This is a genomic window from Methylophaga marina, assembly GCF_030296755.1.
Lineage (GTDB): Bacteria > Pseudomonadota > Gammaproteobacteria > Nitrosococcales > Methylophagaceae > Methylophaga > Methylophaga marina.
In genome coordinates this window covers 928342-953155 of sequence record NZ_AP027741.1, presented here as the reverse complement: position 1 = coordinate 953155, position 24814 = coordinate 928342, and the positions used below count along the sequence as shown (strand labels likewise).

Annotated in this window: 30 protein-coding genes and 1 other RNA gene; 19 read left to right on the top strand and 12 right to left on the bottom strand. The window is 44.6% G+C overall.

Annotated features, from left to right (window positions below; all coding sequences use genetic code 11):
- Nucleotides 1–29 precede the first annotated feature (29 nt).
- Nucleotides 30–1478 (top strand): catalase, encoded by a 1449-nt coding sequence (locus QUE24_RS04845; RefSeq protein WP_286305513.1) that lies wholly within the window; start codon nucleotides 30–32, stop codon nucleotides 1476–1478.
- Between the two features lie 40 nt (nucleotides 1479–1518).
- On the opposite strand, the gene QUE24_RS04840 is transcribed toward QUE24_RS04845, so the two are convergent.
- Nucleotides 1519–2055: a DNA-deoxyinosine glycosylase gene (locus QUE24_RS04840; protein ID WP_286305512.1), complete on the bottom strand. Its 537-nt coding sequence runs from the start codon at nucleotides 2053–2055 to the stop codon at nucleotides 1519–1521.
- Complete coding sequence (locus QUE24_RS04835; protein WP_286305511.1) at nucleotides 2055–2498, bottom strand: DUF3465 domain-containing protein; 444 nt, start codon at nucleotides 2496–2498, stop codon at nucleotides 2055–2057. Before QUE24_RS04835 ends, QUE24_RS04840 begins: the two co-directional genes overlap by 1 nt.
- Before the next feature lie 316 nt (nucleotides 2499–2814).
- Between QUE24_RS04835 and QUE24_RS04830 the strand changes: the two genes are divergently transcribed.
- The 6 genes from QUE24_RS04830 to QUE24_RS04805 all read left to right on the top strand — a co-directional run bounded on the left by QUE24_RS04830 (nucleotide 2815) and on the right by QUE24_RS04805 (nucleotide 8036).
- Nucleotides 2815–4467, top strand: a complete 1653-nt coding sequence (locus QUE24_RS04830; RefSeq protein ID WP_286305510.1) for a nitrite/sulfite reductase — start codon at nucleotides 2815–2817, stop codon at nucleotides 4465–4467.
- Nucleotides 4454–4933 carry a DUF934 domain-containing protein gene (locus QUE24_RS04825; protein WP_286305509.1) on the top strand — a complete coding sequence of 160 codons (480 nt, stop codon included), beginning with the start codon at nucleotides 4454–4456 and terminating at the stop codon, nucleotides 4931–4933. Before QUE24_RS04830 ends, QUE24_RS04825 begins: the two co-directional genes overlap by 14 nt.
- A gap of 18 nt (nucleotides 4934–4951) precedes the next feature.
- Nucleotides 4952–5821 (top strand): symmetrical bis(5'-nucleosyl)-tetraphosphatase, encoded by an 870-nt coding sequence (locus tag QUE24_RS04820; RefSeq protein WP_286305508.1) that lies wholly within the window; start codon nucleotides 4952–4954, stop codon nucleotides 5819–5821.
- 270 nt (nucleotides 5822–6091) lie between these two features.
- Nucleotides 6092–6544, top strand: coding sequence for a transcription antitermination factor NusB (gene nusB / locus QUE24_RS04815; RefSeq protein ID WP_286305507.1), 453 nt, complete (start codon nucleotides 6092–6094; stop codon nucleotides 6542–6544).
- Between the two features lie 54 nt (nucleotides 6545–6598).
- Nucleotides 6599–7567 (top strand): thiamine-phosphate kinase, encoded by a 969-nt coding sequence (gene thiL, locus QUE24_RS04810; RefSeq protein ID WP_286305506.1) that lies wholly within the window; start codon nucleotides 6599–6601, stop codon nucleotides 7565–7567.
- Nucleotides 7551–8036 carry a phosphatidylglycerophosphatase A family protein gene (locus QUE24_RS04805; protein WP_286305505.1) on the top strand — a complete coding sequence of 162 codons (486 nt, stop codon included), beginning with the start codon at nucleotides 7551–7553 and terminating at the stop codon, nucleotides 8034–8036. The genes thiL and QUE24_RS04805 overlap by 17 nt, the downstream gene beginning before the upstream one ends.
- Before the next feature lie 25 nt (nucleotides 8037–8061).
- On the opposite strand, the gene QUE24_RS04800 is transcribed toward QUE24_RS04805, so the two are convergent.
- From QUE24_RS04800 to moaB, 6 genes are all read right to left on the bottom strand, one after another.
- Nucleotides 8062–8961: a carbohydrate kinase family protein gene (locus QUE24_RS04800; RefSeq protein ID WP_286305504.1), complete on the bottom strand. Its 900-nt coding sequence runs from the start codon at nucleotides 8959–8961 to the stop codon at nucleotides 8062–8064.
- A gap of 3 nt (nucleotides 8962–8964) precedes the next feature.
- The gene (locus QUE24_RS04795; protein WP_286305503.1) at nucleotides 8965–9231 is read right to left on the bottom strand and encodes a hypothetical protein; all 267 of its coding nucleotides are present in this window, start codon (nucleotides 9229–9231) and stop codon (nucleotides 8965–8967) included.
- An 86-nt stretch (nucleotides 9232–9317) separates the two neighbouring features.
- Nucleotides 9318–10109 carry a ribonuclease D gene (gene rnd, locus QUE24_RS04790; protein WP_286305502.1) on the bottom strand — a complete coding sequence of 264 codons (792 nt, stop codon included), beginning with the start codon at nucleotides 10107–10109 and terminating at the stop codon, nucleotides 9318–9320.
- Nucleotides 10110–10152: 43 nt separating this feature from the next.
- Nucleotides 10153–11040, bottom strand: coding sequence for an alpha/beta fold hydrolase (locus tag QUE24_RS04785; RefSeq protein ID WP_286305501.1), 888 nt, complete (start codon nucleotides 11038–11040; stop codon nucleotides 10153–10155).
- Between the two features lie 51 nt (nucleotides 11041–11091).
- The gene (locus tag QUE24_RS04780; protein WP_286305500.1) at nucleotides 11092–11343 is read right to left on the bottom strand and encodes a glutaredoxin family protein; all 252 of its coding nucleotides are present in this window, start codon (nucleotides 11341–11343) and stop codon (nucleotides 11092–11094) included.
- Nucleotides 11343–11858, bottom strand: a complete 516-nt coding sequence (gene moaB / locus QUE24_RS04775) for a molybdenum cofactor biosynthesis protein B (protein ID WP_286305499.1) — start codon at nucleotides 11856–11858, stop codon at nucleotides 11343–11345. The genes QUE24_RS04780 and moaB overlap by 1 nt, the downstream gene beginning before the upstream one ends.
- 94 nt (nucleotides 11859–11952) lie before the next feature.
- Between moaB and QUE24_RS04770 the strand changes: the two genes are divergently transcribed.
- From QUE24_RS04770 to radA, 9 genes are all read left to right on the top strand, one after another.
- The gene (locus tag QUE24_RS04770; protein WP_286305498.1) at nucleotides 11953–12627 is read left to right on the top strand and encodes a YiaD family glycine zipper/OmpA-like lipoprotein; all 675 of its coding nucleotides are present in this window, start codon (nucleotides 11953–11955) and stop codon (nucleotides 12625–12627) included.
- A gap of 25 nt (nucleotides 12628–12652) precedes the next feature.
- Nucleotides 12653–13393: a 23S rRNA (guanosine(2251)-2'-O)-methyltransferase RlmB gene (gene rlmB, locus QUE24_RS04765; protein WP_286306071.1), complete on the top strand. Its 741-nt coding sequence runs from the start codon at nucleotides 12653–12655 to the stop codon at nucleotides 13391–13393.
- A 116-nt stretch (nucleotides 13394–13509) separates the two neighbouring features.
- Nucleotides 13510–13848, top strand: a complete 339-nt coding sequence (rpsF, locus tag QUE24_RS04760) for a 30S ribosomal protein S6 (RefSeq protein WP_286305497.1) — start codon at nucleotides 13510–13512, stop codon at nucleotides 13846–13848.
- Between the two features lie 30 nt (nucleotides 13849–13878).
- Nucleotides 13879–14106, top strand: a complete 228-nt coding sequence (rpsR, locus tag QUE24_RS04755) for a 30S ribosomal protein S18 (protein WP_007146026.1) — start codon at nucleotides 13879–13881, stop codon at nucleotides 14104–14106.
- Between the two features lie 33 nt (nucleotides 14107–14139).
- The gene (locus QUE24_RS04750) at nucleotides 14140–15066 is read left to right on the top strand and encodes a YybS family protein (RefSeq protein ID WP_286305496.1); all 927 of its coding nucleotides are present in this window, start codon (nucleotides 14140–14142) and stop codon (nucleotides 15064–15066) included.
- A 36-nt stretch (nucleotides 15067–15102) separates the two neighbouring features.
- Complete coding sequence (rplI, locus tag QUE24_RS04745; protein ID WP_343749465.1) at nucleotides 15103–15651, top strand: 50S ribosomal protein L9; 549 nt, start codon at nucleotides 15103–15105, stop codon at nucleotides 15649–15651.
- Nucleotides 15652–15753: 102 nt separating this feature from the next.
- A complete protein-coding gene (dnaB, locus tag QUE24_RS04740; RefSeq protein WP_286305495.1) occupies nucleotides 15754–17175 on the top strand; it encodes a replicative DNA helicase in 1422 nt (473 codons plus the stop codon).
- A gap of 2 nt (nucleotides 17176–17177) precedes the next feature.
- Entirely contained in the window at nucleotides 17178–18263 is a 1086-nt protein-coding gene (gene alr / locus QUE24_RS04735; protein WP_286305494.1) for an alanine racemase, read from the top strand.
- Complete coding sequence (gene radA / locus QUE24_RS04730; RefSeq protein WP_286305493.1) at nucleotides 18256–19650, top strand: DNA repair protein RadA; 1395 nt, start codon at nucleotides 18256–18258, stop codon at nucleotides 19648–19650. The genes alr and radA overlap by 8 nt, the downstream gene beginning before the upstream one ends.
- Here radA and QUE24_RS04725 read toward each other — a convergent pair.
- Nucleotides 19647–20030: a PilZ domain-containing protein gene (locus tag QUE24_RS04725; RefSeq protein ID WP_286305492.1), complete on the bottom strand. Its 384-nt coding sequence runs from the start codon at nucleotides 20028–20030 to the stop codon at nucleotides 19647–19649. The two genes, radA and QUE24_RS04725, sit on opposite strands and share 4 nt — an antisense overlap.
- Nucleotides 20031–20087: 57 nt before the next feature.
- On the opposite strand from QUE24_RS04725, the gene hemJ reads away from it, so the two are divergent.
- Complete coding sequence (gene hemJ, locus QUE24_RS04720; protein WP_286305491.1) at nucleotides 20088–20513, top strand: protoporphyrinogen oxidase HemJ; 426 nt, start codon at nucleotides 20088–20090, stop codon at nucleotides 20511–20513.
- A 48-nt stretch (nucleotides 20514–20561) separates the two neighbouring features.
- Here the strand turns inward: hemJ and QUE24_RS04715 are convergent, their stop codons facing one another.
- The 3 genes from QUE24_RS04715 to QUE24_RS04705 are packed head-to-tail and all read right to left on the bottom strand — an operon-like array spanning nucleotide 20562 to nucleotide 23408.
- Entirely contained in the window at nucleotides 20562–21149 is a 588-nt protein-coding gene (locus QUE24_RS04715; RefSeq protein ID WP_286305490.1) for a BON domain-containing protein, read from the bottom strand.
- A gap of 43 nt (nucleotides 21150–21192) precedes the next feature.
- Entirely contained in the window at nucleotides 21193–21552 is a 360-nt protein-coding gene (locus tag QUE24_RS04710) for a YraN family protein (RefSeq protein WP_286305489.1), read from the bottom strand.
- Nucleotides 21553–21554: 2 nt separating this feature from the next.
- Nucleotides 21555–23408, bottom strand: coding sequence for a penicillin-binding protein activator (locus QUE24_RS04705; protein ID WP_286305488.1), 1854 nt, complete (start codon nucleotides 23406–23408; stop codon nucleotides 21555–21557).
- A 90-nt stretch (nucleotides 23409–23498) separates the two neighbouring features.
- Between QUE24_RS04705 and rsmI the strand changes: the two genes are divergently transcribed.
- Complete coding sequence (gene rsmI / locus QUE24_RS04700; RefSeq protein ID WP_286305487.1) at nucleotides 23499–24350, top strand: 16S rRNA (cytidine(1402)-2'-O)-methyltransferase; 852 nt, start codon at nucleotides 23499–23501, stop codon at nucleotides 24348–24350.
- Between the two features lie 21 nt (nucleotides 24351–24371).
- An RNA gene (rnpB, locus tag QUE24_RS04695) (RNase P RNA component class A) lies at nucleotides 24372–24726 on the top strand.
- The last annotated feature ends 88 nt before the right edge of the window (nucleotides 24727–24814 follow it).

The window sequence follows — 24814 nt, the reverse complement described above, 5'->3', positions numbered from 1 at the left end:
ACATGATTTGCAGCAGAAAGGATAGAACGATGACCAAAACAATTTTAACGACATCTGCCGGCGCCCCAGTCGCTGATGATGATAATAGTATCAGTGTCGGACCAAGAGGACCTTTGACTTATGACAATCACTACACCTTCGAAAAATTGGCTCACTTCAACCGTGAGAGAATTCCTGAACGCGTGGTCCATGCACGTGGTACCGGGGCTTACGGAACCTTTACCCTCACAAAAAGCTTAAAAGATCTCACTATTGCGGATTTCTTACAGAATGAAGGTAAGAGAACAGAGGTCTTTGTTCGCTTCTCAACCGTAGGTGGTGGCCAGGACTCACATGATTATGCCCGTGACCCACGAGGTTTCGCTGTGAAGTTTTATACTAAGCAGGGCAATTACGACATGGTAGGCAATAATACGCCGGTGTTTTTCCTCCGTGATCCGAGTAAGTTTCCAGACTTTATTCATTCACAAAAAAAGAATCCGCGTACTAATGTGCCTGACCCAAGAATGGCTTATGAGTTTTGGGCTAATTACCCACAAGCATTACATCAGGTGACTATTTTGATGTCTGACCGCGGGATTCCTGCTTCATACCGCAATATGAATGGTTATAGCTCACATACCTATAGTTTCTGGAATGATAAGGGCGAACGGTTTTGGTTTAAATGGCACTTTAAAACTAATCAAGGCATCAAAACACTGAGAGCCGAGGAAGCTGCAGTGGCTGATCCTCATGGAGCACAGCAGGATTTAGTGGAAGCTATTGATCGCGGTGATTTCCCGAGCTGGACAGCCAAAATACAGATTATGACGGAGCAACAAGCACGTGATGCTGAGATCAATCCGTTTGATTTAACCAAAGTATGGCCACATGATGAATTTCCTCTGGTTGAGGTCGGGCAACTGGAGCTTAACCGCAATGTAGACAATTATTTTGCTGAAACAGAGCAAGCCGCTTTTGCTCCGAGTAACTTTGTACCCGGTATCAGCTCATCACCTGACAAAATGTTGCAGGGACGGCTGTTAGCTTATCAGGATGCCCACCGTTATCGGGTTGGCGTGAACTACAATCAGTTACCTGTTAATGCGGCAAAATGTCCGGTTAATCATTATCAGCGTGATGGGGCGATGGCGGGGTTAAGTCCTGCTGGCGGTAATCATCATCAGACGAGTGGGGCTAACTACTTCCCTAATGATCGTGATAATGCGCCTAAGCCAGATACAAGTGTAGCGGAACCCGCTATGCCCGTAGAGGCTGGTGCTTGGTTAGATCGTTTTGATACAGGTCAAGATGATCATTACACGCAGGCGGGTAATTTGTTTCGTATTATGAGTGAGGATCAGAAACAGCAATTAGCAGACAATATTGCTGGTGGTCTTGGACAGTGTGATGCATCTATTCAGCAACGTATGTTGGCTCAATTTGAAAAAGCTGACCCGGACTATGCTGCCAGAGTAGCAGCTGCACTAAAGGCTTAATCTAGTCTGAAATGAAAGGGGCGTGAAACACGCCCCTTTTCTATTGCTTAGTCTTTTTTACACTACTTAGCTGTTCAAGCCATATGGTTTGTTTTTCTTCTAATGACAAAGCAGCATGGGCTGGGCTGCTGGATGGCAAGCGCTCTGTTGGTATTTTTTGCCATATTTTATCTAATGTTGGCAGAACAGATTTAATATAAATTTGCTCAGCTTTGGCACCATTAAAAAATACAGAATGAATATTGGGGTGTTGCCGAAAAAAGGCATTAAAGTCATTGGCTTCAATCGAGTCTGATGCAATATTACTATCCAGACTGCCAGGTCTTTCACAGGCTTTTAATACATCCCATACCGCTATGTGTTGGTGGGTGAGTTGTTCGCAGCGTTGTTGATACGGTAATGATGTCGAGATAGCAAACAGACTTTGCATAATTGGCCAGAAGCCATTACGAGGGTGGGCGTAATATTGCTGCTGACGCAATGATTCTGCACCTGGCATGGACCCGAGGATCAGGATTGTTGCAGATGTTGCTGCAATGGGCGGAAAGCTATAACAGCGCGTTAGATTCTCAGACATTATTGATATAGCTGACCTTTATGGCGAATCCAGCCATGAGGGTGTTTGTTGGCAGGATCATGATGCGTCCAGTGAATGACGCCCCCTTTGTCATTCCATTCGTATTCACCAAAAATATGTACTTCATCACCCATGTTGAGAGAGTCAATGCGAGGTGCAAGATCGATATTATGAGCAATCAATACCGTCAGCTTATCCGGCAAGGTAATGATAAAACGTTGATGACGACTGCCTTTATTATCATCAGATAGAATCCGACTCACCGTCCCTTTTACTTCGACTAAGACATCACTTTTCTGTTGTTGATAAAGTGATGATATCGATGCTGTATCAACTTTATTAACGTTTTGCTGGTAAGGCTGATAATGACTGGCCCCCCAAATTAAAAAACCGAAAGCGATAACCAGCCATAAACGCTGTTTTTGTCGGCTTGCTTTAGACATGCCAAGAACCCTGTTTAGCGATAAATGCGTCAGTATAACGATTTTTATCAATGACAAAGAGCCCACTCTGATAACACTTAAGCATCTGACTAGAAGTCTCAAGATGAAATCTAATGGAATACTGAAAATGACGCGCACAATGAAAAAGTCATCAACAATGCCACACAATAACCGTATATTTCATGGTTGCATTAAATGATAGTAATGACGCGGTATTAATGAATTTATCAATATAGATATTGGTATTTATAATTTCCTGTTATATACCGCGGCGGTTATAATAGCGGGTCCGGTATTTAGAGTTTAGAGAGCTTAAATGTATCAATACGATAAGTATGATCAAACGATGGTTGAGCAGCGGGTAGAGCAGTACCGTGATCAAACACGTCGTTTCTTGGCGGGTGAGCTGACTGAAGAACAGTTCCGTCCTTTACGACTGATGAACGGGCTGTATATCCAAATACATGCACCCATGTTACGTGTTGCCATTCCTTATGGACTGATGTCTTCACAACAAGTTCGTAAAATTGCAGACGTTTCACGCCGTTACGATAAAGGGTTTGTGCATTTCACGACGCGCCAGAATTTCCAAATGAACTGGCCGAAGTTAGAGGATGTGCCAGATATTCTTGCTGAACTGGCCACTGTACAAATGCACGCTATTCAAAGTAGTGGTAACTGCATTCGTAATACGACCTCTGATCAGTTTGCAGGTATCAATGCCAATGAAATAGAAGATCCACGCCCGTGGGCTGAAATTATTCGCCAATGGTCAACCTTCCACCCTGAGTTTGCCTATCTACCACGTAAGTTCAAAATTGCCGTTATTGGTTCTGAAGAAGACCGTGCAGCCACTAAATTGCATGATATCGGCTTACATCTGGTTAAAAATCACGAAGGTGAAGTCGGTTTTGAAGTGCTTGTCGGTGGTGGTTTAGGTCGTACGCCAATCATTGGTCAACAAATCAGACCTTTCCTTGAGAAAAAGGATTTGCTCTCCTATCTGGAAGCGATTCTGCGTGTTTATAACCGCCTGGGTCGTCGTGATAACAAATACAAAGCACGTATTAAAATCACGGTTCGTGAGCACGGTATCAATCATATCCGTGAACTGGTTGAAGCTGAATGGGTACAAATTCGTGATCAACTCGTTTTAGATCAAAAAGAAATTGATCGTGTGAAAGCGTATTTCACAGAGCCTGAATACGATGCTGATGCAGCAGCGGATGACAGTTTTGATAAAGCCTTGGCTGAAGATAATGCTTTTGCACGCTGGGCGAAACAGAATACGTTTGCTCATAAACAGCCCGGTTATCGTGCGGTTTATGTATCACTTAAAGCGCCAGGTGTTGCGCCGGGTGATGTGACCTCTGATCAGCTTGACGTCATTGCTGATCTGGCTGATGAGTTCAGCTTAGGTGAAGTGCGTTCAACGCACACTCAAAACCTGGTGTTTGCGGATGTGAAGCAGGCTGATTTATATGCCCTATGGTTAAGACTTGAGGCTGACAACCTGGCTACACCAAATGTGAATACATTAACCGATATTATTTGCTGTCCTGGTCTGGATTATTGTGGTCTGGCTAATGCTAAGTCTATTCCTCTGTCTAAACAGATTGCGGAACGGTTTGGTGATCTTGACTATCTTTATGACTTAGGTGATATCAAGATCAAGTTTTCAGGCTGCATGAACGGTTGTGCTCACCAGAGTGTAGGTCACATCGGTATTCTGGGTGTCGATAAGAAAGGTGAAGAATGGTACCAATTCACACTTGGCGGTAGCTCTGAGGCAGATGCCTCTCTTGGAGAGCGTCTAGGTAAGGCGATACCTAAAGAGGACGTAGTCGACACCGTTGGTCATTTATTAGATGCCTATGTCGATTTACGCCATGAAGATGAGTCATTCCTGGCCACAGTTCGTCGTTTAGGTATTGATCCATTTAAGGAGCGTGTATATGCAGATAATTAAAGATCGTGAAATCATCGAAGATAATTGGACACATCTGGATGATGATTCAGATCTGATTGCTGGCAATATTACCGTTTCTTTAGCCCGGTGGCAGGAACAACATGAAACACTGGTGAAACATGAAGGTGAATTAGGCCTTCGTCTGAGCGGTGATGATCCTCTGGAAGAAGTGGTGCCAGATTTAATTCATTTCTCATTGATCGTTCTGGTGTTTCCAGCATTTACTGATGGGCGTTGTTACTCATTTGCGAGACTGCTACGTGAACGTTATGGCTTTAAAGCTGAGATACGTGCTCAAGGTGATGTGTTATATGACCAGTTGTTCTATATGTCACAGTGTGGAATTAACAGCTTTGAGCTTGCCAATCCCAACCGTATTGACAAAGCCTTGAAGGCTTTTGATGACTTCAGCGAAAGTTACCAGGCAACTGTACTTCGTCCTGAACCACTTTATCGCCGTCGTTAGACACAGGCACACGTCTGTATGGCTGTATATGCAATAGGTGATGTTCAAGGTTGTTACGATGAGTTAGTAAAAATGCTGGATCGAGTTCAGTTCGATCCAGCCCTTGATCAAATTTGGCTGGCTGGTGATTTGGTGAATCGAGGCCCTAAGTCAGCAGAAGTATTAAGGTTAGCAAAGCAGTTAGGTAATAGTTGTATATCCGTATTAGGCAACCACGATCTACATTTACTGGCTAATGCTGCCGGTGTCGTTGAATATCAACATCATTTGGATACGATTGAGCAAGTTCTCTCTGCTCCTGACAGAGAAGAGCTCATTACCTGGTTAAGACAACAATCTTTGTTTTATCACGATCCCATCCTAGATTTCAGTATGGTACATGCAGGAATACCTGCAGAGTGGTCAGTGCAAGAATCACAGCAACGATCCGAAGAAGTCGAAGCGGTTTTAAGCGGGGATAATTGGCGTGATTTCTTTCAGCATATGTATGGTAATAAACCTAAACGATGGACGCCTGAGCTGAAAGGCTGGGATCGACTTCGTTTTATCACCAATTGCTTTACCCGTCTGCGTTACTGCCATGAAGATGGTCGAATTGCACTTAAGTTCAAAGGGGCGCCTGAAGATAAACCATTACACCAACGTCCCTGGTTTGAAATGCCCAATAGAATGACGGCCAACGACAGAGTCGTGTTTGGGCACTGGTCTACTCTGGGCGTTGGTCGTTACGGTAATGTGTTTTCATTGGACAGTGGCGCCGTGTGGGGCGAAACATTGACAGCGGTGCGGATTGATCAAGAACCTTATGAATGGGTAACGGTTGAAGCAGATGCTGGTGGTTTACCTTTTCCAAAAAAGTCAGACAAAAAACGTAAACGCTGGTTGTGAGTTATGGTTCGCCATGATTGACGGAAAATGAGTACAATATATTTCATATTGATTAAATTCAGGCTTGTAAAATAATAGTCATGTCACTATCTACATCGCTGTTTTAACACGGTGTGGGGGAATAACCGCTGGCAGTTGCAATACAGCTATTAGAAATTTGATCGAAAACTGACCGAAACAGTTCAACCTGTTTGGATATAACGGTCTTAAGCAGCCATGGGAGTGATGATAATGGTTAAGTCTATAAAACAAATTGAGGCTGGCAAATAAATGGCCACTGGATTACCCAGAACAAAAGCACGCCGAGCTGCTGTACAAGCGCTCTATCAAGCTCAAGTCAATGGTGAAGCACCACAAAAAGACACACTTGAGTTTGTCACTGCAGAATATGCTGACAAAATTGATAAAAAATATTTTGTGACATTGGTCGACGGCACGATCAAATATCAAAATGAAATTGATGAAGAACTGACACAAGTCATCGACCGTGATTTGGCAAAGATTGATCCGGTAGAAGTCTCCGTGCTTCGTCTCGCCGTATTTGAATTTATGCATCTACCAGAAATACCATACCGTGTCGTGCTGAATGAAGCGGTCGAATTAGCCAAGTCTTTCGGTGGTGAGCAAGGTCATAAATACGTCAACGGCGTCTTAGATAAGATGGGCGCTCGATTACGCTCTCATGAGCACCAAGCAGCGAAAGCTGCACGTCAAAAGAAATAAGTCATACTGGGCAGGTGTCGACGATGCTTGCCTGATGATTAAAAGGTTTTCTGTGTGGCTTTAACTGAGTTTTCACTGATACAACAGTTTTTTGCTGATGCAACACAAAAACGTCAAGACGTGATTGTGGATATTGGTGATGATTGTGCTGTGTTGTCATGTCCTGCGGATAGCGATATAGCTATTTCAATTGATACGCTTGTTTCCGGTATTCATTTTTTCCCGGATGTAGATCCTCACACGCTAGGCCATAAATCATTGGCGGTGGGGTTAAGCGATCTGGCCGCCATGGGCGCTACACCAGCCTGGTTTACATTAGCATTAACGATACCTTCACTTGATGAAAAGTGGTTATCAGCCTTTGCGTCAGGCATGGCCGAGTTAGCCGACCAACATAATATTCAGCTTGTTGGCGGTGACACCACAAAAGGTCCGTTGACTATTAGCATTCAAGTGCATGGTCTGGTGAAAAAAGGGGCTCAGCTTCAGCGTAATCATGCTAAATCATCCGATAAAATCTATGTCACTGGTACGCTTGGTGATGCGGGAGCTGCTTTGCAGAAACGTTTAGCATCATGGCAGCCTGAGGAGTTATCTGAGAAAGATTGGTCTTTTTTAAATAAACGGCTGGAGCAGCCCATACCTCAAGTAAACATCTCCCGAGAAATTCAGCCGTTTGTAAATGCTGCCATTGATATTTCTGATGGGGTATTAGCTGATCTTGGCCATATTCTTGAAGCCAGTGGCAAGGGCGCAAGAATTTACCTAGGCAAAATACCATTATCATCTAGCCTACAGAAACTGGATAAAGCCAAGGCTTGGCAATTAGCGTTGAATTCCGGAGATGATTATGAACTTTGTTTTACGGTTCCTGCAGAGCACGTCCAGGCACTTGAAACACTAAATTTAGATATTCAACAGATTGGTGAAATTACGGAAGAACAAAAAATTGTTCTCTTAGATGAACAGGGACAACCATCAGTGTTAGATATCACAAGCAAAGGGTATGACCATTTTGTCTAAAGTCACCTTCACACAATTATTAAAAAGACCAACGGCATTTTTAGCGTATGGGTTTGGTTCTGGCTTGGCTCCAAAGGCACCGGGTACCTTTGGTACGCTAGCCGCTATTCCGGTTTTTTACCTGATGCAACCGTTACCTATTATTAGCTATCTTCTATTGACCGCGTTGCTCTTCGTTCTTGGCGTCTGGTTTTGTCAAAAAACGGTCGACTGGTTACAGCAAGATGATCCTTCTGCCATTGTGTGGGATGAGATCGTGGGATATTTAATTACCATGCTCGCCGCGCCCAGTGGCTGGTTATGGATTGTTTTGGGTTTTGTGCTGTTTCGGCTGTTTGATATTTTGAAACCCTGGCCAGTGAGTCTGGCTGATAAAAAACTACATGGTGGTTTTGGAGTGATGCTAGATGATGTTATCGCCGGGTTATATGCTTTGCTGGTACTTCAGCTGATAGCGTACTTTTTCTAACCCGACGATCATCAATATTGCTGCTTTATAGAATAGAGGCGGCATCAATCTGGTGGTTTTGTGTACCATGATGAGCGATTTTTAAGGCGCCTAGTGTCGAAGCAATTCTGCCTGTTTCTTCCCAGTCTTTTCCATGCAAAATGCCGTGTAATAGACCAGCACGATATGCATCTCCACAACCTGTTGGATCAACCACCTGAGCAGCTTTCTGGCAGGCAATCTCTATTCGCTTACCTTCACTGTAGATATATGACCCCTCAGCACCACGAGTGATAATCAATGCTTCAACATGACGAGCGATTTCTTCTTCTGGCAGTCCCGTGCGGTCCATGAATAACTGCGCTTCATAATCATTAAGCGCAATATAACTGGCTTGTTCTGCAAAGGCCATTAATTCATCACCATTAAACATCGGTAAGCCTTGACCTGGATCGAAGATAAATGGGATTCCAGCGGCTTTTAATTGTTCAGCATGTTGGATCATGCCGTCACGACCATCAGGGGCAATAATAGCCAGTTTGATATCTTTTGCTTCACTAATGGGCGTTTCGTGAGCCAAGTTCATCGCACCTGGGTGGAAGGCTGTAATCTGATTGTCATCCTGGTCAGTTGTGATAAATGCCTGAGCCGTGTAATGACCTTGTTTAACATGGACATGATCACGGTTAATATTTTTCGCATCCATCCATTCTGCATATGGCGCAAAGTCAGTTCCTACCGTACCCATTGGCACGGGATTGTCACCAAGTAGTTTCAGGTTATAGGCAATATTACCGGCACAGCCACCAAACTCACGACGTAACTCTGGCACCAGAAAGGCCACATTTAACATGTGCACTTTGTCCGGCAATATGTGGTTTTTAAACTTATCAGGAAAAACCATAATATTGTCGAAAGCGAATGAGCCACAAATAAGCACTGACATAACTTAACTTTCCTTTATTTCTAGATGGGTAGGGTGGGCCTGAATACTGATTTTTCCTCGCATGAATGCATGCAAGGTATGCCCAATAATTTTATAGCGCCAGCCATGTAATAAAGCACAATCCTGGCCCCGCACCAATGATTCAATATCTTTACGTGTGGCCACTGCAGAAGGGGTGATGGATTGTTCATCACAACTTTTTCTTAATAATGCCATCAACGCATCAATCAGTGCTTCTTGCTGATTACTAAGCGCTGAAGGTCGTTTCAATACAGGCCACTTTTCTTTCGGAATATCTTTTGCTGCGGTGATGACTTTGATGATGGTGTTGCCATACCGGTCTATATCACGCGCTTCTAGGCCACGAATTTTTTCATTGCCTCGAGCGTCATTGGCGCGAAGCGAGCTAAGTCGAGCATCACATCATCTTTCAAAATCCAGCGACGAGGTAAATCAAGCTCAATGGCCCGTTTCTCACGCCAAGCGCCAAGTTCTTGCAGTATGACAAGTTGCTGACTTTTTAATCTGCCAGCACCTTTCACCCTTAGCCAGCTTTGTTGTGGATCTTCCTGATAGGTTTCTATTGCAGTTAATGCCGCAAAGTCATCACTTAACCACTCCACACGACCTGTTCTGTTAAGTTCATCAAGGAGTTGTAAATAAACTTGTCGAAGATAGCGAACATCATCAGCGGCATACTCGACTTGGGCATCAGAAAGAGGCCGTTGTCGCCAGTCTGTTCTGGCTTGACCTTTATCAAGTTCAATGCCTAGACATTGTTTAACCAAATTGCCATAACCAATTTGATCACCATAGCCGAGAACCGTTGCCGCGAGTTGTGTATCAAACACTTTTGGTGGAAGTGCATTCTGCATCAAGAAAAATAATTCTAAATCCTGTCTTGCCGCATGAAAAACAATGGTCATGTCATCAGAGTAAAATAATGCCATTAACGGTGAGAGGTCTTCAATTGCTAGTGGATCCACACAGGCGATAACATCATGGTTCGCCACTTGGATTAAGCATAGTTGTGGAAAGTAGGTCTTTTCGCGATGGAATTCGGTATCAACGGCAAGCCAGTCACTGTCGGCTAGCTGTTGGCAGAGTGTTTCAAGACCGGCTTGTGTATTTACAAACTGAATTGTCATGCTGTGTCTTTAGAAAAGGAACACAGTATAGCCAGTTTGCTCTTCAATGCATAACTTGACTGGTTGATACCATATCGACAATCGCACTTGTGATAATGTCAGGTTGATGAAGGTGAATATCATGGCCACTCTGAAACGCAAACAGGTGCTGGCTGTGAGGCGTTAACTTCCATAACTCCTGTTGCAGGTGGACCCAGATCTTTTCGCGACTTTCACCATCCTTTTGGCCTTGCCATTCGCTTTGACCGCGACTGATGACAACCAAAGGCACATCTGGCAGATGCTCGAGATGCTTGACTTGCAACGCACTTTGGTAAAGTGAGGAAATTTCGGTTCGTGCTGCATTTATGGCTCGTTCTTTCAGCATCGACTGCTCAGCCGTGAGCAGATCACTGGATGGTTTTGGCAGGATGATGATGTTTCTCTTTCGGTCGTAGTTTTGCGGCAATTTAATATTGAGTTGTTCGTATTGGTTTTCATGAGAGGCATCGACAAGCACTATACCACTAACGTTGTCAGGATTATTGGCTGCAAACACCCGCATATTATATCCACCAAATGAATGGCCAACCAGGATAAACGGACCTTGCAGATTAGCTTTGTTGACCAAGAGCTCTAACTCATTAGCGATTCTTACACTGGTGCGAGGTTGAGGGCCTGTATCACTCCAGCCGTAGCCTGCTCTATCGTAAACACAGGTTTGAGTGGTTTTGGCCATATCGTTTTGAATATCGAACCAGGCAGTTGAGTCGTCTCCCAATCCGGTATCGATAAGAACAGTGGGAACGCCTTTGCCTTTACAGAGCATGTGCAGTTTATATCCACCGACATCATAACGAACACCCGGTGCTTTTGGATATTGACCTGCAGTCGCCATATTGGTCAACAAAGCACTGAGGACGAACACGATGGTTATGAGTTTCACTGGCATTATCAGCTCCGATAATAATCTTATCTGAGCTTAATTTTATCGATGTGAAGTTTACGTGTAAGAAGATGATTGTTCTTGAATTTTCTGGTTAAGCTCAGTCAGATCAAACGGCCAGTATAGTCGTTGCTGATCAGGAAACTCGACAACAGGTATATGCACACCGAACTGGTTGACCAAATTATCATCATCACCAATTTCAACAAGCTTGATGTTGATATCATTTATTTTGGATGTTTCTTCCAGCAGCGCTAAAGCTTGTTCACATAAATGACATCCAGCCGTTGTGTATTGGATGACTATCATTATTTTTCTAATAGACGAGGTATCAGGTCGATAAAGTTACATGGTTTATGGCTGGCATTTAACTGATCGTGGAGAATCTCATCCCAGCCTGTTATGCAGGCCCCTTTGGAGCCAGGCAGGCAAAAAATAAATTTCCCATTAGCTAAACCGGCAATAGCTCGACTCTGTACTGTAGATGTTTTGATAACATCATACGAACGTGCACGAAATAATTCACCAAAGCCTTCAATCTCTTTATCAAACAAAACTTTCACGGCCTCTGGCGTACCATCTCGTCCTGTAAGGCCGGTGCCGCCTGTCGTGATGATGGCGTCGATATCATCATTAACTAACCACTGCGAAATAACAGCTCTTATGCGATAAGTATCATCGGCCACGATATCTCTGTAGCTGACATTATGGCCATCGGCAGTGGCCTTATCCTGCAACACGTCACCAGAGGCATCATTGTCTTTCGTTCGTGTATCAGATATTGTCAAAATAGCGATATTGATAGGAATAAATTCAGTACCCATTTGCTACCTGTAAAGATTGAAACTATCGGAACAAGTATAATCAGCAACCGGTCTACGGTCTAGAAATCCATAAAATTCTCTAGGAGAAAATGAGATGAAAAAAATTGTATTGGCCTCACTCATAGCGGCAACTCTCAGTGGTTGTGCTGCCAATGACCCTAATCAAAAAACAAAAACAGGTGCCGCTGTAGGTGCTGCCGCAGGTGCATTATTAGGCTATGCGGTAGATGACGGTACAGGTGGTGTGTTAGCAGGTGCTGCCGTGGGTGCATTAGCTGGTGGCGGTGTGGGTTATTACATGGATAAACAGCAGAAGGAAATGGAAGCAGCATTAGCTGATGAGCAAGCTCGCAATGAGTTGAAAATCCAGCAATTAGAAAACGAAACCCTCAAAATTGATATTTCTAGCGAAGTCTCATTTGATTTTGACAGTGCATCATTGAAGTCAGCATTTACGCCGACATTGAATAAAGTGGCGGACATCTTACAGCGATATCCAAATACCATTATTCATGTCGTGGGCCATACAGACAGCGTCGGTTCAGAAAGTTACAATATGAAACTATCAGAGCGAAGAGCGCAGTCTGTTGTTGATTATTTATCAGCGGAAGGCGTGTCATCTGATCGTTTATTTGCTATCGGCAAGGGCGAAAGTGAGCCGCGAGCAACAAATGACACGGAAGCAGGACGGCAATTAAATCGTCGTGTTGAACTATTCGTTAAACCCGTTATTGAAGGACAAGAGTCTGAAGCCTATCAAACGCCGTAAAAATAAAACGGCACATCACGCCCCGATTGATCCGGATATCATCTTTGGCCTGCACGCTGTGCAGGCCGCACTTGACGTGCCTGTCAGCCGAGTTAAGGAAATATGGCTTGCTGCCGAACGTCACGATAGTCGTGTTGAGAATGTTCTGAATGCAGCGCAGGAACAAGGAGTTGTTGTTCATCATTCAGAACGTGAAACACTCGAAAAACTCGCACCGGATGTGCAACATCAGGGCTGCGTGGCGAAGTGTCGACCTTTAGAAAGTCTCGATGAAAAAGGTTTATTCGACTTACTCGAAAATCTCGATGAACCACCATTGTTGCTGATTCTTGATGGTGTGCAAGATCCACATAATCTCGGAGCCTGTCTACGTACAGCCGAAGCCTCGGGTGCGCATGCAGTTATTGCACCTAAAGACCGCGCATCTGGTTTAACAGCAACCGCGATAAAAATTTCTAGTGGATCAGCTGAGCGCTTACCTTTTGTTCAGGTCACCAATATTGCGCGGTTGATGCAAGAGCTTCAGCAAAGAGGGGTGTGGCTTATAGGGACTTCAGGCGAGAGTGAAACCAGTCTTTATCAAACCAAACTGACAGGACCTCTGGCCATTGTGCTTGGCGCGGAAGGTAAGGGAATTCGTCGCCTAACTCGTGAAAACTGCGATGAGGTGGTCTTTATTCCTATGCAGGGTGAAGCGGAAAGTCTCAATGTCTCAGTGGCAGCTGGTGTCTGTTTATTCGAAGCATTTCGTCAACGTGGCTTGTGATAAGTATCTGAATTCAAGTAAAATGTTCGATTGCTTTAATTCTGATTTTTCAGAGAAGCAAAACTCCTTGCTTTGTGGCTAAGACCATAAAGCTGTTTAAACCGTGAGGAGCTCAAATGAGACATTACGAAATTGTGTTTCTGGTCCACCCTGATCAGAGTGAACAAGTGCCTGGCATGATCGAGCGCTATACCCAAACACTGACAAGCGAAGGTGGTCAAATCCATCGTTTAGAAGATTGGGGTCGCCGTCAACTTGCTTATCCAATCAATAAAGTACACAAAGCGCATTATGTTCTTATGAATGTTGAATGTGGTGTTGAACAACTGAATGAAGTGACAACTGCATTCCGTTTCAACGACGCTGTTATTCGTCATCTTGTTGTCAACATGGAAGAAGCCGTAACTGAAGCTTCACCTATGATGCAAAAAGAAGACGAGAAAAAATCAGCTTAATACTGCTGCAGACTTTTAGGAGAATTTATAATGGCACGTTTTTTTAGACGTAGAAAATTTTGTCGCTTTACTGCCGAAGGCATTAAACAAATCGATTATAAAGATGTAAATTTGTTAAAAAACTACATCACTGAAACCGGAAAAATCGTACCAAGCCGTATCACAGGTACTAAAGCACGCTACCAGCGTCAGCTTTCAACTTGTGTGAAGCGTGCGCGTTTCCTAGCATTGTTGCCATACTGCGACATGCATAAATAATTGTCTTGATCTAAGCAACTAAACATATCAGCTATGCTGTTTAAAGCTATTGCCTCCTATGCCATGCAGGGCCGCTGGAAAGCGGCGGCAACGACAGCGGTATTGTCTGCGTTAGCGATTATCTTTCCTCCTCTGAATTATTTATCGAGTGGGGTGATTTCGTTAACAACACTGAGAATGGGCCCACGCGAAGGTGTGAGGGTCATCTTGGCAACACTGGCTGTGTTTGCTCTTTTGGCTGGATTTTTGGTCGGGCAATTATGGGTTGCAGGTTTAGTCTTGCTGACCAGTTGGTTACCTGTTTATCTGGTAACACTGGTTCTGGGTTACACACGTTCATTTGCGCTGTCACTGTTGACGGCAAGTGGACTGGGCATTTTAGTTGTACTATTGATGCATGTGTTTATCCCTGATACCGCCTCATGGTGGCAGCAAATGTTGAGGCCCTTTATTGACAATTTAAGTCAACAGCCCAGCTGGCAGTTAAATGCTGCGCAGACTGAACAAGTAAGCATACGGTTATCGGGGTTGATGACGGGATTAGTCGCGGCAGGAGTCTGTCTGAATGCAATTTTAGGCATTATTATCGGTCGGGCTTGGCAGTCTCAGCTCTATAATCCAGGTGCCTTTGGCACAGAGTTTAAACAGTTGCGCTTAGGTAAAGCACCTGCTGTTTTTACAGCAGTACTCATGGCTATGGCATTAACTACTTTTGGTCGTTATGTGCCTTGGCTAATGGATTGCTTGCCTGTGATGCTGGTGGTGTTTGGTATTCAGGGATTGGCTATCGTGCATGCTATTGTGACGATAAAACAAAAAAGTAAAGCGTGGTTGATTACAATCTATGTTTTGCTTGTGATTATGTTGCCACAAATGGTAATGATACTAGCCAGTCTTGGTGTAATAGATCAGTGGTTTAATTTACGTGCTCGCTCTGAAAAGAGTGGTACGGGTATTTGAATAAGCAATCATCTGATTGCGTATGAGGGTAGAACGATGCAAGTTATATTGCTAGAAAAAGTTCAAAAGCTTGGTAATCTGGGCGATGAAGTGAGTGTTAAGTCTGGTTTCGGACGTAACTTCTTAGTACCTAAAGGTAAAGCGTTACCTGCAACTAAGCAAAACAGAGAAAAGTTTGAAGCACGTCGTGCAGATCTCGAAGCAGCAGCAGCAAAAGTATTAGCTGAAGCTGAAGCGCGTAAAGCAAAATTAGTGGCTGCCGGTTCTCTGGATATCATGGCTAACGCTGGTGTTGAGGGTAAATTATTCGGTTCAATTACCGCTGCAGATATTGCTGATGCATTAAATGCTGCTGGTGCGGATATTGACCGTAATGAAGTTCGTTTGCCGACAGGTCCATTACGTCATACAGGCGAATACAACATTGACATTCAATTGCATGCAGATGTGGTTGAAGTGGTTAAAGTCAATGTAAGCTCAGAAGCTGAACTGCAAGCAAAAGCAGAAGCGGAAGAAGCGAAAAAAGCAAGAGAAGCAGCTTTGGAAGAAGCTGAAGCTATTGCTAAAGCTCAAGAAGAAGCGTAATAAAAAGTATGGAGGCTGAGTGTACTGCCCGGCCTCCATTTTTTATTGTGATCATCTCATCTATGAGAATTGTTTCTTAGTTAAATAGAGGCTATTAACACTGTGGAAGACTTAAATTATTTTGATTCATTTAAGGATTCTGCCACAGAAGCACTGAAAGTGCCGCCTCATTCAATCGAAGCTGAGCAGTCAGTGCTTGGCGGATTAATGCTCGATAACTCTGCCTGGGAACAAGTGGCGGATCTTCTTGTTGAGCAAGATTTCTATCGTCATGACCATCAGTTAATCTACCGGGCAATTGCACAGTTAATGGAGCAGTCACAACCGGTTGATGTGATTACACTGGCTGAGTGGCATGATAAACGTGGTGAGCTAGATCAGGTCGGTGAACTCGCTTACCTTGGCATGCTAGCTCGTAATACCCCAAGTGCTGCCAATATTGCCGCGTATGCTGAAATCGTGCGCGAACGCGCTATTCTTCGCCAATTAATCAAAGTCGGTAACAGTATTGCCAATATGGCGTTTAAGCCTGAAGGCATGAGCAAAGAAGACATGCTCGATATTGCTGAGCGTCATGTGTTTGAAATAGCCGAAAAAGGCGCAAAACGTGGTGGCGGCTTTATTCAGGTGAAAGATGTCTTGAGTAAGGTTGTTGATAGAATTGATAGCTTATTTGAGCAAGATAGTGCAATCACCGGTCTTCCGACCGGATTCCTTGACTTTGATGAACAAACCTCAGGTTTGCAACCAGCGGATTTGGTGATTGTGGCCGGCCGACCATCGATGGGTAAAACTACCTTCGCCATGAATATTGCCGAAAATGGGGCGATACATAGTAAACAGCCAGTAGCGGTGTTCAGTATGGAGATGCCTGCTGATGCATTGGCCATGCGTATGTTGTCTTCTCTGGGCAGAATTGACCAGCATCGATTACGTACCGGTAAGCTAAATGACGATGATTGGCCGCGTTTGACATCCGCCATTGCCCTGTTGAATGAAGCCCCTCTGTTCATTGATGATACCCCGGCATTGAGTCCGACTGAGTTGCGTGCACGAGCCAGACGTCTCAAACGTGAGCATGGTTTGAGTCTAATCGTGATTGACTATCTGCAATTAATGCAAGGTAATGCTGGTAAAGCGACTGAAAACAGGGCAACCGAGATTTCTGAAATATCACGGTCTTTGAAAGCCTTAGGTAAAGAGCTTGAAGTACCGGTAATTGCTTTATCACAGTTGAACCGAAGCCTGGAGCAACGTCCGAATAAACGTCCAGTCATGTCGGATTTACGTGAGTCTGGTGCGATCGAGCAGGATGCCGATCTTATTGTCTTCATTTATCGTGATGAAGTTTACAATTCGGATTCGCCTGATAAAGGTAAGGCCGAAATTATTATTGGTAAACAGCGTAATGGCCCAATCGGTACCGTGGCGCTGACATTCCAGGGCAAATACACACGCTTTGAGAATTTTGCCCCAAGTTACTACGATGATCAGGATAATTACCCGAGCTACGGCGAGGAGTAGCATTGACTTTCCCCTCGGCAACTATTTCTGTTCCAGCTTTACAGCATAACCTTGCACGCGCGAAGCAATCGGCTGCAAACAGTAAGGTGATGTCTGTTATCAAAGCTGATGCGTATGGACATGGCGTCATTACTGTAGCAGAAGCGCTCAAGCAGAGTGATGCCTTTGCTGTTGCCAGACTTTCAGAAGCTGTATCACTTCGACAGCAAGGTGTGACACTTCCAATAGTTATTCTTGAAGGTGTAAATACGGCTGATGATTTTCAGCTTGCAGCACAACTAAGTTTATCGCCAGTGATACATTTAAGCTCCCAAGTCGATGTATTGAACTCTATAACATTGAGTCAGCCATTAAAATTTAACTGGATTATGGTTGATAGTGGTATGCATCGTCTTGGTATTCGACCCGAACAGGTTGAGGCAATCATCAGTGGTTTACATGCGTCAGGCAATATGAACCATGAGCTCGGCTTGATGAGTCATTTTGCAAACTCTGATCTTGTTGGTGACATCCGTAATCAACATCAACTTGAACACATGCTCAGTCTGAAAGAAAAAACGGGCTTGCCAGTGTGTTTGTCTAATTCTGCTGCAGTGTTAGCTTATCCCGAGTCACACTTGGACTGGGTTCGTCCCGGTTTAATGTTGTATGGTATTTCTCCATTTGCAGAAACGACGTCTGCTGAACATGGCTTACTGCCAGTGATGCAGTTAACCACACGGTTGATTTCAACTTATGACCTCAATACAGGTGAACAGGTTGGTTATGGTGGCGACTGGACGGCGAAGCAACCTTCCCGCATTGGTATCGCCAGTATTGGATATGGTGATGGTTATAGTCGTCATTTGTCTAACCAGTCTGAAGTGGTTATTCAAGGTCAACGCTGTCCGGTGATTGGACGTATTTCCATGGATACGATTTGTATCAATCTGACGGATTGTATTCAGGCAAATGTCGGTGATGAAGTGTTGTTATGGGGACGTTCAGAGTTGATGGTGGAAGAGATTGCCAACTATGCTGGCACCATTCCTTATGAACTCGTCACTGTCTTGAGTAAACGCGTTAACAGGGATGTGAAAGATGGCTAAAGTCAAAAAGGTCTATGTTTGCAAAGAGTGTGGCGCGCAAACACCACAATGGGCGGGACGATGCTCTGACTGTGGAGCGTGGAATAGTCTGGAAGAAGAGATTTATTCCAGTGCGTCTTCAACCGCACAAGCCACAATCAGTAAGCATTCTGGCTATGCTGGTGAGCAAAAAAGTGAAGTGCAGGCGCTGGGAGACGTCACATCAGAACAGGCTGTACGTTGGACTACAGGTTTACCAGAACTTGATCGTGTGCTCGGTGGTGGATTAGTCACCGGTTCAGTCGTCTTAATTGGTGGTGATCCCGGGATTGGTAAGTCGACACTATTATTGCAAGCCATGGCGACTATGGCTGACAGCAGTGGTATCAGTCCTCTCTATATCAGTGGCGAAGAATCCCTACAGCAAATCAGGCTACGTGCTGAGCGTTTACAGTTAGAGCAGGCACCGGTCGATCTATTAGCTGAAACCCATGCAGAACAGATGATTCAGGTAGCTAAAAACCGTAAACCTCAGGTGATGGTGATTGATTCTATTCAAACCGTGTTCACCGAGTTATTACAGTCGGCACCTGGAACTGTGGCACAGGTGCGTGAAAGTGCTGCACAGCTGGTTCGGTTTGCGAAATCTAGTGGTACGACAATGATTCTCGTTGGTCACGTGACAAAACAAGGTGCATTAGCCGGACCTCGGGTACTTGAGCACATGGTCGACACGGTACTGTATTTTGAAGGAGACACCTCAACGCGATTTCGAATTCTCCGTGCCGTAAAAAATCGTTTTGGTGCAGTCAATGAGCTCGGTGTATTTGGTATGACGGAACTGGGACTCAAAGAAGTGAGTAACCCGTCGGCCATTTTCCTGTCTCGGGGTGATGAGTCGGTACCAGGCAGTATTGTCACAGTGATACGAGAAGGTAGTCGGCCAATGCTCGTTGAAGTACAAGCCTTAGTAGATAGCAGTCCGCTTGGAAATCCGAGGCGGGTGACAGTAGGGCTTGAGCAAAATCGCTTAGCCATGTTGTTGGCTATTTTGCATCGGCATGGTGGCATTACTTGTCATGATCAGGATGTGTTTATTAATGTTGTTGGTGGCGTAAAACTGAGTGAAACAGGCGCAGATTTAGCGGTCTTAGCGGCGATTATTTCTAGCTTAAGAAACAAGCCTTTACCGAGAGACTGGGTGTTGTTTGGTGAGGTTGGCCTGACGGGTGAAATTCGCCCAGTGCAAGCTGGTGAAGAACGTATCAAAGATGCGAATAAGCACGGTTTTACTCATGCTGTTGTTCCGGCAGCGAATGCACCAAGAAAAGGCTTAAAAGGAATGAAAGTTCATGCAGTCAAGCATCTTTCAGAAGTGATTAGCATTCTTCGGGATATGACGTCTTAATGTTCATCTATCAAGGCTGATAATTCACGATGCAGGATGGCTTCATCACCCAGATTGAGCTCTATCAAACGTTTCAAATGAGTAATGCTATCCAAACCAATATGTTCACAATCAAAGCCTATCTGCTCATCATCAATATGGGCAACAACGGTCTCCATTTCGATAATGACTTGTGCGTTATCCAGCAATAAATCTAAACGGCATTTATCACCAATCGCAGATTGCCATTGTCCTGGTTTATGAACTAAAAGACCTTTTAATGAAATATCAATGATTTGGCAATTAAGAAACAAATCGCCATTTTCGGTATTGATATGGGCGACAGCATCAAATGGTATACGGCTGAATCGGCGTCTATCCTGAGCGGTTGAATCGGTCATAACTACCCCCTTATTTATAAACTGATACTATCATTGTTTTTGTAAGAGGAATACTCCATGCTTTGGGTAAAGGCACTTCATATTATTTTTGTGGTGACATGGTTTTCGGCAATGTTCTATTTGCCACGTTTATTTGTGTACCATGCAATGACAGAGGATCAAGCTGGTAAAGACCGCTTTAAGATTATGGAGCGAAAACTTTACCGTGGCATTATGACGCCCAGCGCACTTTTGACTCTCATATTTGGTATCTGGCTTGTCAGTTATTATCCACTCGACCAAATTGCATCAATGGGCTGGTTGCATGCCAAACTGACTTTGGTATTACTGCTATTTGCTTATCATGGAATCTGTGGCTCAATGGTGAGAAAGTTTGCTGCAGATAAAAATGAGCGTAGCCATACCTATTACCGCTGGTTTAATGAGCTACCTGTTCTAGCATTGATCGCTATTGTCATTCTGGTTGTGGTTAAACCATTCTGATAAAAAAAGGGCTCGTAAAGAGCCCTTTTTTTGACTGCTCGAATCAGTTTAATCTGTGTATTCAAATATCTTAACCACACGTTGAACACCAGCAGAGTTTCTTACAATATTCACTGCTTGGTCTGCTTCAGCATGGCTAACCATTCCCATCAGATAAACTACGCCGCGTTCCGTCACAACTTTAACGTGGAAAGGATCGGTGTTTTCATCAGTGGTCATTTTCGCTTTGATTTTTGATGTAATCCAGGCATCACTGCTACGTGATGGTAAGGCGCTTGGCGCAGCAATCGCCAATTCGTTATGAATGCGTCTTACTTTTGGAATCGCTTTCACTTCTGCCGTCACTTTTTGCTTCAATGATTCGCTCGGGGTTTCGCCCGTCAACAGAACAACACCATTGTAGCTGGTCACATTTATATGACTCTGATTGTATATTTCTTTGTTGTTATAAATGGCGTAAGACGCTTTAAATTCGATGCCTTGATCATCAATTACACTCCCCGTAGTGCGGCGATCATACGCAACCGATGCGCCTGTAGCCGCACCTGTTGCCACGACGGGTACACAGGCTTGAAGAAACAACGTAGCGGCAGGTATGACTAAGCCTAACCAAGCTGCTTTTTTGAGTTTGTTCATAATGATTTTCCTTGTAATAACCTTGTACTTATATCGTTATAAGTTAAATAAGTTGAAAAGCGTTCTTCACCCATTCAATCTGTAAAGAGGAGTCAGCTGGCCTTACGGCAACAACATCAAATCTAAACTGCTCTGCAGATGAGGCTGTTGTTTGGATGTAATGTTGGGCTGTTAGGATAATTTTTGCCTGCTTTTGCCTGTTCACGCTCTCCAGTGCTGAACCAAAACGTGCATTTTTTCGAAATCGAACCTCGACAAAAACCAAGGTATTCTTTTCTTTCATAATTAAATCGATTTCACCTCCACGGCATTGGTAGTTTTGTTCGATTAAACGCAACCCCTGCTTTTGTAGATACCGTGAAACCTGTTGTTCTATTTGTTGGCCTTTATCCCTGGCAAACATAATTATTTAATAAGCTTTAGCTCACCTTGTTCAAATTTTCCCCACCGCATTTTGCGCGTGACGTGTCCTAGTGCATTGATGGATAAGCTGCCAGTAGCGCCTTCCATCGAACTTGTTGGATCACGGCTCAGCGTATTGAGTTGAGGTATCAATTTGTACGCATCAACGCCAAGAGCATAGAGTCGTATTGCGCTGGTAAAGTTCTCTGGCGACTGATTTTTCAATGATTGGTAAACCGGATCTTCACTCGCTAACTCCTCAAATACCCAAGGAATATCACTGATGACCAAATCATTTAAATCAATATTTTGTTGTGGATCGGCCTGACCACTGTACACATGTGAGGTAGCCAACAGTGGTAATTGACCAGAGCGGTGATATTTGAGCTGAGGTACTAACTGTCGAGCCTTGAGTGGGCGTGCGACTAAAAATAAAAAATCCACACCTTCACGTCGACGTGGTTCAAAGTCGAGTGAGCGACCCAGCGTGCCCTGAAGGGATTTATAACGCTGCTCGCTCTCATTCAAGCCCATCAGAGGAATGAGTGTATCCCTGAAATCATTTTCAGCCTCATTGTAGTTCGAGACGATCAATGTACTGCCTCCTTCTTTACGCCATTGCGTAGTGAAGGCTGAGGTAATGCGTTGTCCCCAATCATTGGATGGAGCGAGCACGATGCTGCGTTTGTAACCTAATTGTTTCGCGTAAGTGGCAACAGCGACGGCTTCATCTTCTGGTGCCAGGCCAAACTGATACAAATTTTTGTAGGTCTGCTCATCATCTGTGCGATTTAAAGCCAGCACCGGAACGCTCAGGTCTGGGTGGGTGGCTAATGTTTCTACTGATGATTTTTGTAAAGGTCCAATGACGACACTGGCGCCTTCAGCTACGGCGGCGTCATATTGAGTTAGCACATTATTTTGCCCGCTGATGGCATCAGTCTCGATGTCGTAGAAGTGTAACTGTGCTGTTGAGCCGCTGACATATTGTGCCGCAATGATGGCATCCTTGATAATTTTTGCAGCCTCAACAAATGGACCAGAATGGGGTAATAAAACAGCAATATTATTGATGTCTTTTGGTATATGCGTGCCGGAGGCTAATGTTTTTTGGTAAAGCGCAGGATCGGCTGGATGGTTGGGATAACTTCTTTTCCAGTCTTCGAGTGCGACAGCCAGCACTTCCGGGTTATCTTGGTACGCTTTTATATTATAGGCCAGTGCAAACCAACCACTATCTTCAGCGGGTGGATAGCCGGGATTGAATAGGTCCAGGGCTTGCGGTGTCATTTGCATTAATGCCTGCCATAAAGCTTCTCGATTGTTCTTTAACGCGTCGGCATCCGTCAGGATTTTTTCCAGTTTCAGATGTGTATTAGCTTTTTCTAACCAGTTTCCGGTCAGAGTATAGGCATCAGCCTGGAGCTTAAGCACACTTTTCAGGTTCTGAGCGGCTAAGTCTTTTTCCTGAACATTGCTGAGTGCTTTTAGGGCTCGCTCGCCATCACTGTTAAAGAGAGCAATATTGGCACCCAGAATTGCTGCTTCATAGCGTCGAGATGGGTGGAGTAAGCTAAGTTTGATCTGTTCAAGTGATTGTTGGCTTTGCTCAACTTGTCCAGACTGCCAATACATTTGAGCCGCTTTCAATTGGTAGGCCGCTTGTTCTGCGCCATCATTTGTTAGAGCAAGTTGAGCGTATTCCTCGGCCGCTTCCCGGTATTGTCCCGAAAGTTCTGAAGAGAGCGTTTCAATTTGTGCGGGCTTTGTCATGCTGATAGGTGATTGCACTGGCTGACAAGCCGTCAAGCTCAGGAGGATAATGGCGGATAACCAGAAGCTGCGTTTCAGGGACATAAGGTCATTCTATAATTTAGTCATAGGAGGCATCATCTTACCTGTTCGCGTATATTACGACCACACTGTATTTAAGATTAAGGAAACACTGTGAGCGAGAGCCAAGCAGGTCAATTATTCATTGTCGCTACACCCATCGGTAATTTAAACGATTTTTCAGCAAGAGCGATTGAGGTATTGAAAAGTGTTGATGTCATTGCTGCTGAAGATACACGGCATAGCAAATATCTGTTACAGCATTATGCCATCCAAACACCCAGTATATCCTTGCATGAGCATAATGAGCAGCAACGCAGTGATGCTCTCTGTCAACGATTACTAGGAGGTGAGTCGGTCGCCTTAATCAGTGACGCGGGAACGCCGTTAATCAGTGACCCTGGCTATCGCTTGGTGACGACGGTAAGAGAAGCGGGAATTCGCGTTACTCCCATTCCTGGATGTTGTGCCTTAATTACGGCCTTGTCTGCGTCAGGCCTTGCTTCTGACCGGTTCAGCTTTGAAGGATTTTTGCCTGCTAAATCGTCAGCTCGTAAACAGTTTATGGAATCGCTTAAGTCCGATACAAGGACCTTAATATTCTATGAAAGTCCACGTCGTCTGGTGTCGGCACTAGAGGAAGCGGTGCTTATTTTTGGTGAACAACGACGCGCTTGTCTGGCACGGGAGTTAACGAAACTTCACGAGACTATTGAAACGCGATCGTTAATCGAGCTTCTGGCATGGGTAAAAGCGGATGATAACCAGCAGCGTGGTGAGTGCGTTTTATTAATAGAGGGCAGTCAGAGTGAGACCACGGCAGATGAGCAAGAGATCAGTCGGCTACTACAAATTCTGCTGACTGAGCTCCCGGTCAAAAAAGCGGCAGCGATGGTGGCTAACATCACTGGTGGCAGTAAAAATGAAGCCTATCAGCTGGCGTTGAAATTACAGCAGAAAACTTAGCCTTTAGGTAGAATAGCGCACTGAGACGACTTGGCAATCGCACTGATAGTGATATCGGTGAGGAAAGTCCGGGCTCCAAAGGGTAAGGTGCCAGGTAACACCTGGGGGCGTGAGCCCACGGCCAGTGCAACAGAGAGTATACCGCCGAAGCAATTCGGTAAGGGTGAAAGGGTGCGGTAAGAGCGCACCGCGCTTCTGGTAACAGAAGTGGCATGGTAAACCCCACCTGGAGCAAGACCAAATAGAGGAACGTCTGTTTCGGCAGACATGTGCGACCCGTACTGTTCCTGGGTAGGTTGCTTGAGGCTGATGGCGACATCAGTCCCAGATGAATGATTGTCCTCGACAGAACCCGGCTTATCGGTCGTCTCAACCTAACATGTCATCATCGAAATAACTGCTGCAGACAGAGTCAATTTTTCTGTCTGAGCAGTTATTTTTTTGTCTTTTAGATACGTAATCTA

Excerpts from the sequence above, each read along its gene's own strand:
- QUE24_RS04845 (WP_286305513.1), top strand. The coding sequence starts at position 30 with ATGACCAAAACAATTTTAACGACATCTGCCGGCGCCCCAGTCGCTGAT.
- QUE24_RS04840 (WP_286305512.1), bottom strand. The coding sequence starts at position 2,055 with ATGTCTGAGAATCTAACGCGCTGTTATAGCTTTCCGCCCATTGCAGCA.
- QUE24_RS04835 (WP_286305511.1), bottom strand. The coding sequence starts at position 2,498 with ATGTCTAAAGCAAGCCGACAAAAACAGCGTTTATGGCTGGTTATCGCT.
- QUE24_RS04830 (WP_286305510.1), top strand. The coding sequence starts at position 2,815 with ATGTATCAATACGATAAGTATGATCAAACGATGGTTGAGCAGCGGGTA.
- QUE24_RS04825 (WP_286305509.1), top strand. The coding sequence starts at position 4,454 with ATGCAGATAATTAAAGATCGTGAAATCATCGAAGATAATTGGACACAT.
- QUE24_RS04820 (WP_286305508.1), top strand. The coding sequence starts at position 4,952 with ATGGCTGTATATGCAATAGGTGATGTTCAAGGTTGTTACGATGAGTTA.
- nusB (WP_286305507.1), top strand. The coding sequence starts at position 6,092 with ATGGCCACTGGATTACCCAGAACAAAAGCACGCCGAGCTGCTGTACAA.
- QUE24_RS04805 (WP_286305505.1), top strand. The coding sequence starts at position 7,551 with ATGACCATTTTGTCTAAAGTCACCTTCACACAATTATTAAAAAGACCA.
- QUE24_RS04800 (WP_286305504.1), bottom strand. The coding sequence starts at position 8,961 with ATGTCAGTGCTTATTTGTGGCTCATTCGCTTTCGACAATATTATGGTT.
- rnd (WP_286305502.1), bottom strand. The coding sequence starts at position 10,109 with ATGACAATTCAGTTTGTAAATACACAAGCCGGTCTTGAAACACTCTGC.
- QUE24_RS04785 (WP_286305501.1), bottom strand. The coding sequence starts at position 11,040 with ATGCCAGTGAAACTCATAACCATCGTGTTCGTCCTCAGTGCTTTGTTG.
- QUE24_RS04780 (WP_286305500.1), bottom strand. The coding sequence starts at position 11,343 with ATGATAGTCATCCAATACACAACGGCTGGATGTCATTTATGTGAACAA.
- moaB (WP_286305499.1), bottom strand. The coding sequence starts at position 11,858 with ATGGGTACTGAATTTATTCCTATCAATATCGCTATTTTGACAATATCT.
- QUE24_RS04770 (WP_286305498.1), top strand. The coding sequence starts at position 11,953 with ATGAAAAAAATTGTATTGGCCTCACTCATAGCGGCAACTCTCAGTGGT.
- rpsF (WP_286305497.1), top strand. The coding sequence starts at position 13,510 with ATGAGACATTACGAAATTGTGTTTCTGGTCCACCCTGATCAGAGTGAA.
- rpsR (WP_007146026.1), top strand. The coding sequence starts at position 13,879 with ATGGCACGTTTTTTTAGACGTAGAAAATTTTGTCGCTTTACTGCCGAA.
- QUE24_RS04750 (WP_286305496.1), top strand. The coding sequence starts at position 14,140 with ATGCTGTTTAAAGCTATTGCCTCCTATGCCATGCAGGGCCGCTGGAAA.
- rplI (WP_343749465.1), top strand. The coding sequence starts at position 15,103 with ATGCAAGTTATATTGCTAGAAAAAGTTCAAAAGCTTGGTAATCTGGGC.
- radA (WP_286305493.1), top strand. The coding sequence starts at position 18,256 with ATGGCTAAAGTCAAAAAGGTCTATGTTTGCAAAGAGTGTGGCGCGCAA.
- QUE24_RS04725 (WP_286305492.1), bottom strand. The coding sequence starts at position 20,030 with ATGACCGATTCAACCGCTCAGGATAGACGCCGATTCAGCCGTATACCA.
- hemJ (WP_286305491.1), top strand. The coding sequence starts at position 20,088 with ATGCTTTGGGTAAAGGCACTTCATATTATTTTTGTGGTGACATGGTTT.
- QUE24_RS04715 (WP_286305490.1), bottom strand. The coding sequence starts at position 21,149 with ATGAACAAACTCAAAAAAGCAGCTTGGTTAGGCTTAGTCATACCTGCC.
- QUE24_RS04710 (WP_286305489.1), bottom strand. The coding sequence starts at position 21,552 with ATGTTTGCCAGGGATAAAGGCCAACAAATAGAACAACAGGTTTCACGG.
- QUE24_RS04705 (WP_286305488.1), bottom strand. The coding sequence starts at position 23,408 with ATGTCCCTGAAACGCAGCTTCTGGTTATCCGCCATTATCCTCCTGAGC.